General features: G+C 71.9%; 7 protein-coding genes and 1 tRNA gene. 5 read left to right on the top strand and 3 right to left on the bottom strand.

The window, feature by feature from the left end; all coding sequences use genetic code 11:
* Positions 1-508 precede the first annotated feature (508 nt).
* Genes VKH46_08190 through VKH46_08180 form a run of 3 tightly spaced genes read right to left on the bottom strand, consistent with a single transcriptional unit; the run spans position 509 to position 4,772 of the window.
* A complete protein-coding gene (locus tag VKH46_08190; protein HKB70806.1) occupies positions 509-1,552 on the bottom strand; it encodes a lipocalin-like domain-containing protein in 1,044 nt (347 codons plus the stop codon).
* A 5-nt stretch (positions 1,553-1,557) separates the two neighbouring features.
* A complete protein-coding gene (locus tag VKH46_08185; protein HKB70805.1) occupies positions 1,558-4,113 on the bottom strand; it encodes an FtsX-like permease family protein in 2,556 nt (851 codons plus the stop codon).
* A complete protein-coding gene (locus VKH46_08180) occupies positions 4,110-4,772 on the bottom strand; it encodes an ABC transporter ATP-binding protein (GenBank protein ID HKB70804.1) in 663 nt (220 codons plus the stop codon). The genes VKH46_08185 and VKH46_08180 overlap by 4 nt, the downstream gene beginning before the upstream one ends.
* Before the next feature lie 48 nt (positions 4,773-4,820).
* On the opposite strand from VKH46_08180, the gene VKH46_08175 reads away from it, so the two are divergent.
* The 5 genes from VKH46_08175 (at position 4,821) to VKH46_08155 (ending at position 7,973) form a co-directional block, all read left to right on the top strand.
* Positions 4,821-5,387 carry a sigma-70 family RNA polymerase sigma factor gene (locus VKH46_08175; protein ID HKB70803.1) on the top strand — a complete coding sequence of 189 codons (567 nt, stop codon included), beginning with the start codon at positions 4,821-4,823 and terminating at the stop codon, positions 5,385-5,387.
* Between the two features lie 42 nt (positions 5,388-5,429).
* Positions 5,430-6,752 (top strand): tetratricopeptide repeat protein, encoded by a 1,323-nt coding sequence (locus VKH46_08170; GenBank protein HKB70802.1) that lies wholly within the window; start codon positions 5,430-5,432, stop codon positions 6,750-6,752.
* A gap of 120 nt (positions 6,753-6,872) precedes the next feature.
* Complete coding sequence (locus tag VKH46_08165) at positions 6,873-7,091, top strand: hypothetical protein (GenBank protein HKB70801.1); 219 nt, start codon at positions 6,873-6,875, stop codon at positions 7,089-7,091.
* A 79-nt stretch (positions 7,092-7,170) separates the two neighbouring features.
* Positions 7,171-7,857: a hypothetical protein gene (locus VKH46_08160; protein HKB70800.1), complete on the top strand. Its 687-nt coding sequence runs from the start codon at positions 7,171-7,173 to the stop codon at positions 7,855-7,857.
* A gap of 39 nt (positions 7,858-7,896) precedes the next feature.
* Positions 7,897-7,973, top strand: a tRNA-Ala gene (locus tag VKH46_08155).
* Positions 7,974-8,313 lie beyond the last annotated feature (340 nt).

The following is an 8,313-nucleotide window of genomic DNA, read 5'->3' as shown; positions in this document are numbered from 1 at the left end:
CCGACGAGCGCGCCGCCGCGGAGGCCGACGACGAGCGCTTCGACCGCACGGAATGGGCGGTGCTCGACGAGGCGGCGCGGCATATCGACGAGGAGACGGCGCGCTCGCGTTCCTAGCAAGCGCGGCGATGCATCGAGCCGGCCGGGCGCGTGCCGCCGGCCGTCGCCACGACGTACGCTTGTCGGTACGCCTTAGGCGCCGGCGGGCGGCCCGCATCCCGGCGGGCTCGCGCCTCGCCGCGCCTCGAGGTTGAATCAACTGGGATCGACGGTCGCATGATCTATCGGGACCGGGCGCGAGCCGCCGGCCGTCGCCACGACGTACGCTTGTCGGCACGCCTTAGGCGCCGGCGGGCGGCCCGCATCCCGGCGGGCTCGCGCCTCGCCGCGCCTCGTCCTCTGATCAACTGGCATCGCGCCCGGCGCCGTCACGCTGGGAGGGCCGTGCCGTCCTGCGGACGATCGGCAAGACTCGTGACACGCCGCCGGGATCCGTTTTTCACGGTCTGCTAGGGGAGGGCTCCTCCCGCGTATCCGGTCAGCTCCACGTAGCTCTTCCCGGTCACCGGAACGCCGCGCGCGGTTCCCGCGACCGCGCAGGCGCCCTCCCAGTACGTCACGCGGGTCGAGCGGTTCGTGACGAGCTCCTGGTCGGCGACCCGCGGCGTCACGGCGAGGTCGAGGCCGCGCGAGGGCACGCGCAGCCGCCATCCGGAAGGGTACGTCGCGGCGGTATGCGGCGAGCGCCAGCGGCCGGTCGCCTCGACCGAAAAGTCTCCGGCGGAGAGCGGAAACGCCGTCCCGTCCCTGGCCACGAAGGTGCCCTGCGAAAAAGGCGACTCGCCTCCCGACTTCGCGCGAAGCCGGTAGAGCATCGCTTCGGTTCCGTCGGAGAGCTGCACGGCGAACCAGTCCCAGCCGGCGAGGTCCTCGGGCAGGCCGCCCGGCCCGAACTCGTGGTCGAACCAGGCGATCCCGGACACGGGCTCGGCCTTCCCGCCGCGCGTGAGCGTTCCGGAGACGAAGAGCCGCGGAATCGAGACGTAATTCGAGTACTCGTCGGGACGCGGCCCCTTTCGAGAGATGCCGCCGGCGCCGTTTCGGACCGGCGGCTTGCGCGGCTCGAGCCGCAGAGCGATCGCGGCTTCCGGCATCGACGCGCGGAGGAGATGGACGCCGCCTTCCTCGCGCGTCTCCCAGTCCTCGATGAAGACCGCGAGTCGCCCGGAGTCCGCTCCCGCGATCCCGGGGAACGGGCGATGGAGCTTCTCGGCCCAGCGGAAGGAGCGCCGCCCGACGTCGGTCAGAGCGAAGTGCGCCGCGTCGACGTCGTCGCCGTCTCCGAGCCTGGCGCGGAAGAACGTGAGCTCGAAACCGAATTCCTCGCGGGCGGCCGTCTCGAGATGCCCGGTGTAGTACCACCACTCGGCCCGGGCGTCGGGGTGGGCGGCATTCGTCGAGGGCGGGGTCGCCGCGTCGAGCGGCGCGGAAAGGAACGCCGCGTCGAGCGGCGCGGCGAAAAACGCCGCGACGAGCCCGGCGAGGACGGCCACGCGCCTCATTCCTCGCGGATCCCCGCGGCCGCGTCTCCCCCGACGGCGATCCGTGCCGGGACGAGGCTTGCGGCCACCGTCGTCGTGAGCGCCAGGGCGAAGCCGGCCGCGATCTCCCGCCAGGGGATCTCGACGCGGATCGACCAGCCGAACGACTGCGGGTTGATGACGCCGATGAGGATCGCGGCGAACGCCGTTCCCGCGAGCGCGGCGAGCCCGAGCGCGCCCGCGCCGATCAGTCCCGCTTCGATCGCGATGGAGCGGCGGAGCTGCCGCCGGGACGTCCCGAGCACGCGAAGCAGCGCGAGCTCCCGGCGGCGCTCGACGATCAGCGCGAAGAGCGCGTTGACGACGCCGAGACCCGCGACGAGGAGCGCGATCGCCTCCAGGGCCCACGTCACCGCGAACGTGCGGTCGAAGATCTTCCGCACCTCGGCGCGAAGCGTCCGATTCGTGAGGATCGAGAAAGCGAACCGCCCTCCCGCTCCGGCGAGGATGCGGTCGCGGAGGGCCTCGGGGGAGACGCCGGGCGCCGCGCGGATGGCGACCGTCGAGACGTCGGTGTCGTGGAAGAGCGAAACGAAGAGGGGACGGTCGATCACCACCGTGCCACGGTCGTTCGAATAGTCGGGGTAGACGTCGGCGATCGGGAATTCCCGCGGCCCGGAGGGGGTCGGGACTCGGACGCGGTCGCCCCGCTTCTTCCCGAAGCGGCGCGCGAACGGCTCGGACACGAAGACCTGGCCTTCCCGGCGCGCCCGCCCGAACACCTCCGCGGGGTCGCGTCCCGATTCGAGGGGCAGCGCGCCGATCCGGACGGCGGTCCCGAAATCGCCGGCGCCGATCGTGAACGGGGTTCCGCGCGCGTCGTGCGCGTCGATCGTCCGGAAGGGATCCGCCACCGCGACTCCCGGGACCGATCGGAGGAAGTCGACCGCCTCCGCCGGGATCGTGCCGATGATCCCGCGCCGGTCTCCGGTCGCCGACTTGACGAACAGGTCCGACGCGACCGACTGGTCCACCCACGTGATCACGGTCCGCCGGAGCGACGCGATCATCACGGCCATCGCGCCGCTCATCCCGAGCGCCAGCGCGAGCGCGGCGATCGCGACGGCGTTTCGCGAGAGGTTGCCCCCGAAGAAGGCCGCGGCGAGCCGGCCGGGGACGCCGAAGAGACGGTGGAGCGGCCGCCGCGAGACCCGCTCGATGACGATGATCGCCGCCGGAGCGCCCCACGCGAGCGCGGCGATCGCGCATCCGACGGCGGCGAACCCGAAGAGCGGGAAGCCCCCGACCGCGGGGAGCCGCGAGAGGCCCGCGCCGAGGGCGGCGCACCCGGCGGCGATCGCGGCGAACCATCCCGCCCGGCGCCGCCGCCGCCGCTCGATCGAGCCGGGCCGCATCGTCGCCGCCGGGGGAATTCGCGAAGCCTCGACGGCCGGCACGACGGATGCGGCGACGGACGAGACGAGGCCGACGAGGGCGGCGGTGACGAACGGCTCCCACGACGAAGAAACGGACAGCGTGGCCGTCGCCCGGTAGACGCTCACGACCGTGGCGCCGACGGTCGGCAGGAGCGCGCGCGAGAGCGCCCACCCCAGCCCCAGGCCGGCCGCCGTCCCGATCGCGCCGAGCGCCGCGCCCTCGGCGAGAAAGCAGGCGAGGATCGAGCGCCGGGACGCGCCGAGGGCGCGCACGGCGCCGATCTCGGGCCAGCGCCGGAGCACCGACATCGAGAGGGTGTTGTAGATCAAGAACGCGCCGACGAGCAGCGCGATCGACCCGAGCGCCGCGAGGTTCAATCGGTACGCGCGGACCATCTTGTCCGCCGACGCCGCGCGGGCCGCCGGCCGGCGGACCGAGAGGCCCGCCGGAAGCGACGCGGCGATCCGGCGCGCGATCTCCTCCTCCGGGACGCTTTCCGGAAACGTGACGTCGAGCCGGTCCACGCGTCCCGGCATCCCGAAGAGCTTTTGAGCGTGCCGCAGTCCGGTCACGAGGACCTGTCCTCCGGACGCGCGGGCGGGGCCGACCGGCTCGAGAACCCCGGCGATCCGCACGTCGGCGCGGCGCCCCCGGACGAAGATCGGCATCTCGCTTCCCACGGAAACGCGATGCCGGCGCGCGAACGACGCGGGGGCGAGGACGGCGTCGGCGGAGAACAGGGAGCGGAGATCACCCCCGGCGGGGGCGGCGAGGCGATACCGGCGGACCGGCTCCTCCGCCGTCACGTCGACGCCGAGGATCTCGACCGGCTCGTCGGTGCCGTCGCCGCACACGGCGAACCGGTCGACGACGGGCGCGAACGCCCCGACCCCCCAGATCCACCGGAGCCGCGACCCCGCGCTCTCCGGCACCCCGTCGACCCCCTCGACGGTCAGGCGAGCGGCGCCGGACACCGCCTCGACGCCCTCGCGGAACGAATCGGTCACGCTGCGGTTCGCGCGGTGGATCGCGCATACGGCTCCGACGCCGATCGCCACCCCCGCAAACGAGAGAAACATCCGCAGGGGATGGGTCCGCGCGGGCCGCCAGACGAGCCCCGCGAAGAGGAGCCTCACGCGACCCTGCCGTCCTTGAGGCGGACGACGCGTCCGGCCCGCCTCGCCGCTTCCTCCGAATGCGTCGCCATGAGCACGGTGCCCCCGTGCTCCTCGTGGAGCGAGGCGAGCAGGTCGAGGACCGCCGCGCCCGAGAGCGAATCGAGGTTCCCCGTCGGCTCGTCGGCGAGCAGCAGCTCCGGGCGCGCCGAGAGCGCGCGGGCGAGCGCGACGCGCTGCATCTGGCCCCCGGAGAGCTCGTACGGGAAGGCGTCCCCCTTCTCCGCCAGGCCGACGCGCGCGAGGAGCTCCCGCGCGCGCGCCGAAGCCTCGCGGTTTCCGTCGAGGGCGAGCGGCAACTCGACGTTCTCGCGCACGGAAAGCGCCGGGATCAGGTTGAAGAACTGGAAGACCGTTCCCACGCGGCGGCGCCGGAAGAGGGTCAGCTCCTCCTCCGGGATCGCGGTGAGGTCGCGGCCTCCCACGACCACCCGGCCGCTCGTGGCCACGTCGATTCCCCCCGCCAGGTGCAAAAGCGTCGATTTTCCGCAGCCCGAAGGGCCGGCGACGGCCACGAATTCGCCGGCCGCGATCTCGAGCGAGACGCGGTCCAGTGCCGGCGTGTCGCGGGCGCCCGGGTACGTCTTCGACACCTCCTCGAACGCGATCTCGACGCCCACGTCCGCAGCATACCGGAGCGGTTGCGGGCGGCTCTATAATGGCCGCACATGGCCATCCCCGCATCCGCCACGGCCGGCGCGGCGCCGGACTTCGACCCGGCCGCAGCGGGCGGCGCCTCGTCCGAAGAGGACGTGCTCCGCGGCGTCCTTCCCGACGCGCGGAAGCTCGCGGAGCACGCCTTCAAGATTCCCGCGCAGGAGGTCGACGACGTGCTGCAGGAGGCCGCGGTCGATTTCCTCTTGCACGCGCGGCGCGGCGCCCGGGCGACCGCGGGCCTGATGATCGTGATTACGCGCCGGCGGTGCCTCGATTTCTGGCGATCCCGATACCGCCGGAGGAAGGATGTCGCGCTCGACGATCTGCGGGGAGACGAGCCGGCATGCCCCGCCGAGTGCGACCTGCCGGACGAAGTCGCCGTCGTCGACGGCGCGCGTCTGGCCCGCACCTGGCCGTCGCTTTCCGACAACTGCCGGCACGTCCTCGCCCGGCGCTTCTGGCAGAACCAGCGGACCGCCGACCTCGCGGACCGGATGGGCTACAAGCGCGAAACGTTGAAACGGATGATCAGCCGCTGCCTGGGCCGGCTGCGGCGAAGCATGGGAACCGCCGCATGAACGGCCCGTGGAGAACGGCATGAACGGCCCGTGGAGAACGGCATGAACGCGACGCCGCGGATCCATTTCGAAGAGATCGACTGGCTCGACTACGTCCAGGACGAGCTCGAGCCGGAAGCCCGGCGCGCGCTGGCCGCCCATCACGCGGAGTGCGCTCGATGCCAGGTCACGGTCGAGTCCCTCGAGCGCTTCTCGCGGGCGATCCCGGGCGCGCTCCATCTCGTCGAGGCCGGGACGCCGGCCGCCGACGCCGCCGACGACGTGATCGCCGCCGTGGCCCGCGCCCGCGCGGGCGAGATCCTCTCGGCGGCCGAGGAGCGCCGCGACGCGCTGCAGACGGCGTTCGGGGGTTCGGACGGCTCGGCCGCCGGTTTCTCGTGGACGCCGGACCTGCTCGAGGAGGCGCATCCGCTCTGCCGCGAGCGGCTGCGCACGGAACCGGCGCTCGCCGGACGAATCCTGCGCAGCGCTCTCTCGTTCATCGAGGACGGCCGGCCGCCCGTCGACCCGGCGCTGGCCGCCTCGTTGCGCGCGTCGCTCGCCTGCGTGCTCGTCGGCGAGGGACGGATCGAGGACGCGCTCGGCGCGCTCGACGCCGTCCGGGACGCCCTCGACGGAGCGCCCGTGCCGGAGATCGAGCTCGGGTTCTGGCACTACGTGCGAGCGACGGCGCTCTACAACTCGAGCCGGCCCGCCGAGGCGCTCGACGAGATCCGTTCCGCGCGCCGGATCTACGAAACGCTGGAGGACCGGGACCGGCTGGCGCGATGCCGCCAGGTCGAAGCCGTCCTCGTGTCGGATCTCGGACGTCCCGAGGAGGCGGTCGCGCTCTATCGCGAGATCCTCGAGGACGCGCGGCTCGGAGAGGACCGGGCGGTGCACGCGACTCTCCTGACGAACTACGGAGTCGATCTCGTCCGGACGGGGCGGCTCGAGGAGGCGCGGCGCATCTACGGGCGCGCCGAGGCTCTGCTGAAGAGCACGGGCCAGGAGGGGCGCCTGATGCGGGTGCGATGCGGGCTCGCCGATCTCGCCCGGGCCGAGGGCCGTCTCGAGGAAGCGCTCGACTCGATGATCGCCCTGCGCGAAGGTTTCCGCGCTCTCTCGATCCCCTGGGAGGAGATCCAGTTCGAGCTGAACATCGCGGAAGTCCTCCTCGAGCTCGACCGCGCCGTCGAGGCGAGGGAAATCTGCCGGGTGCTGCGGCCACGGATCGATGCGCTCGGCTTCCAGCGCGAGGCGGGGCGCGCGATCGCCTATCTCGCGGCGGCGGAGCAGGAGCTTAATTTGAGCCGGATCGGCCGGGTCCGGATTTTCCTCCGGCGGCTGGAAAACGGCGAAGACCTCCGCTGGTCGGCCGCGTAGTTTTCGTCTTTCCGACGGCCTGATTCCGACGCCGGCGGGTGCCCGCGGCAGGAAACGACACGGTTCGGTGTCCCCTTTTTCGCCTGGAAGCGATGAAGAAGGTGAAAAGGAGGCACCATCATGAAAAGTCGATTTCTCGGCCTGATCCTCGTCATCGCACTGGCGGCCCCCGCCGCCGCCCGTCCGGCAATCGTGGTCCCGCATCGGACGACCTCCTGGGTCCGGCTCTGGCAGGGATTCCTGGGCTTCTTCACGGGTTTTCGCCTGTTCGATGCGACGGATGCTTCCGGTCACACGCTTCCGCCGCCGACCTGCACGACGTCCTATTCGGGCCAGTGAGCCCGTCGTTCGTGTGATTTAGCGACTTTTCTCGACGGAGACGCGTCCCCATCGCGAGGGTTTCGCGATGGGGATATCGATGAGGCTTCCGGACCCGCTCTACGGCGCGGTGAAGCCGCTGTTTGCCCCTCACGCCCTGTGGCACGCGGCGCGCCTGCCGGTCAATGCCGCCCTGCGCGGTCCCGGAACCGGCTTCCCGGGCCTGCGCGCCCTCGACGAGCCGGGGAGCGGCGAGGAGTTTCTGATCTATCACCGAGCCATGCTCCGGACCTTCGCGGAAGAAGCCTCGCGCCATCCGGACACGCTTTTTCTGCTGGACCGCTGGAACCGATTCCCCTCCTGGCTGGCGGACTTCTTCGCCTGGTCGCAGCCGGGCTTTCTTCCGGGCGCCCTCGACCGCGCGGGCGAGATCGTCCGGCAGGGCACGGCCGACGACCTGGGGAGCTTCCTCGAGCCGACGCTCGTCGGCGGCGACCGCTTCCGCGGGCTGCACAACATCGCGCACGCGAACATCGCCGCCTACGAGGCGCACCGCTTCGGCGCCGCCCACCCGGGACTCCGCGATGCCGCAATGAACTCGCCCGAGTGCTCGCCCCACAACGAGCACTTCTGGAGCCTGCACGCCTGGATCGACGACCTCTATTCGGAGCTTCTCCGGCGGACGGGCGGGGAGAGCGTCGAGGGCGACCGCGCACCGGAGCTCGCGTCGCACGGCCCCGCGCAACGCGTGCATCCTTCGAGCTTCACGCCCGTCCGGAAGGGTTGAAGGGCCCTTCGGTCCATGCTATGGTTTGCCCCCTTCCGTGGGGCTGTAGCTCAGTTTGGGAGAGCGCCTGAATCGCACTCAGGAGGTCGACGGTTCGATCCCGTTCAGCTCCACCATCCGCCTTCGCCCTGCCAAGCGCTGTTGCGCTTGACGACGCTACGGCGCGATTTTCGATGCGAGGGATCGAACCATTGTTCAGCTCGATCCATCGCCTCCGGAGCGAAGCGACGAGAGGCGATCCCGTTCAGCTCCACCATCCGTCGCTTCCGCGGCCCGCGCCTGCGCGCGTCCGCTTACGCTCCCACGTCGCGGACCTCCTCCGCTTCGGTGGCTCGCGCACTGGCGTGCGCGGCGATTGACGCGCTCAGCGCTACGCGCTGGCCGCTTCGCAGCTGCGCCTGGCGTCGCGCGCTGGATATCCTCGCGGAGACTTTCCGCGACGTGTCCTCCGCGGCT

The sequence above is a fragment of the Thermoanaerobaculia bacterium genome (assembly GCA_035260525.1).
Classification (GTDB): Bacteria; Acidobacteriota; Thermoanaerobaculia; order UBA5066; family DATFVB01; genus DATFVB01.
Note: the sequence above shows the minus strand (reverse complement) of the source record. Positions and strands in the feature narration are given on the sequence as shown.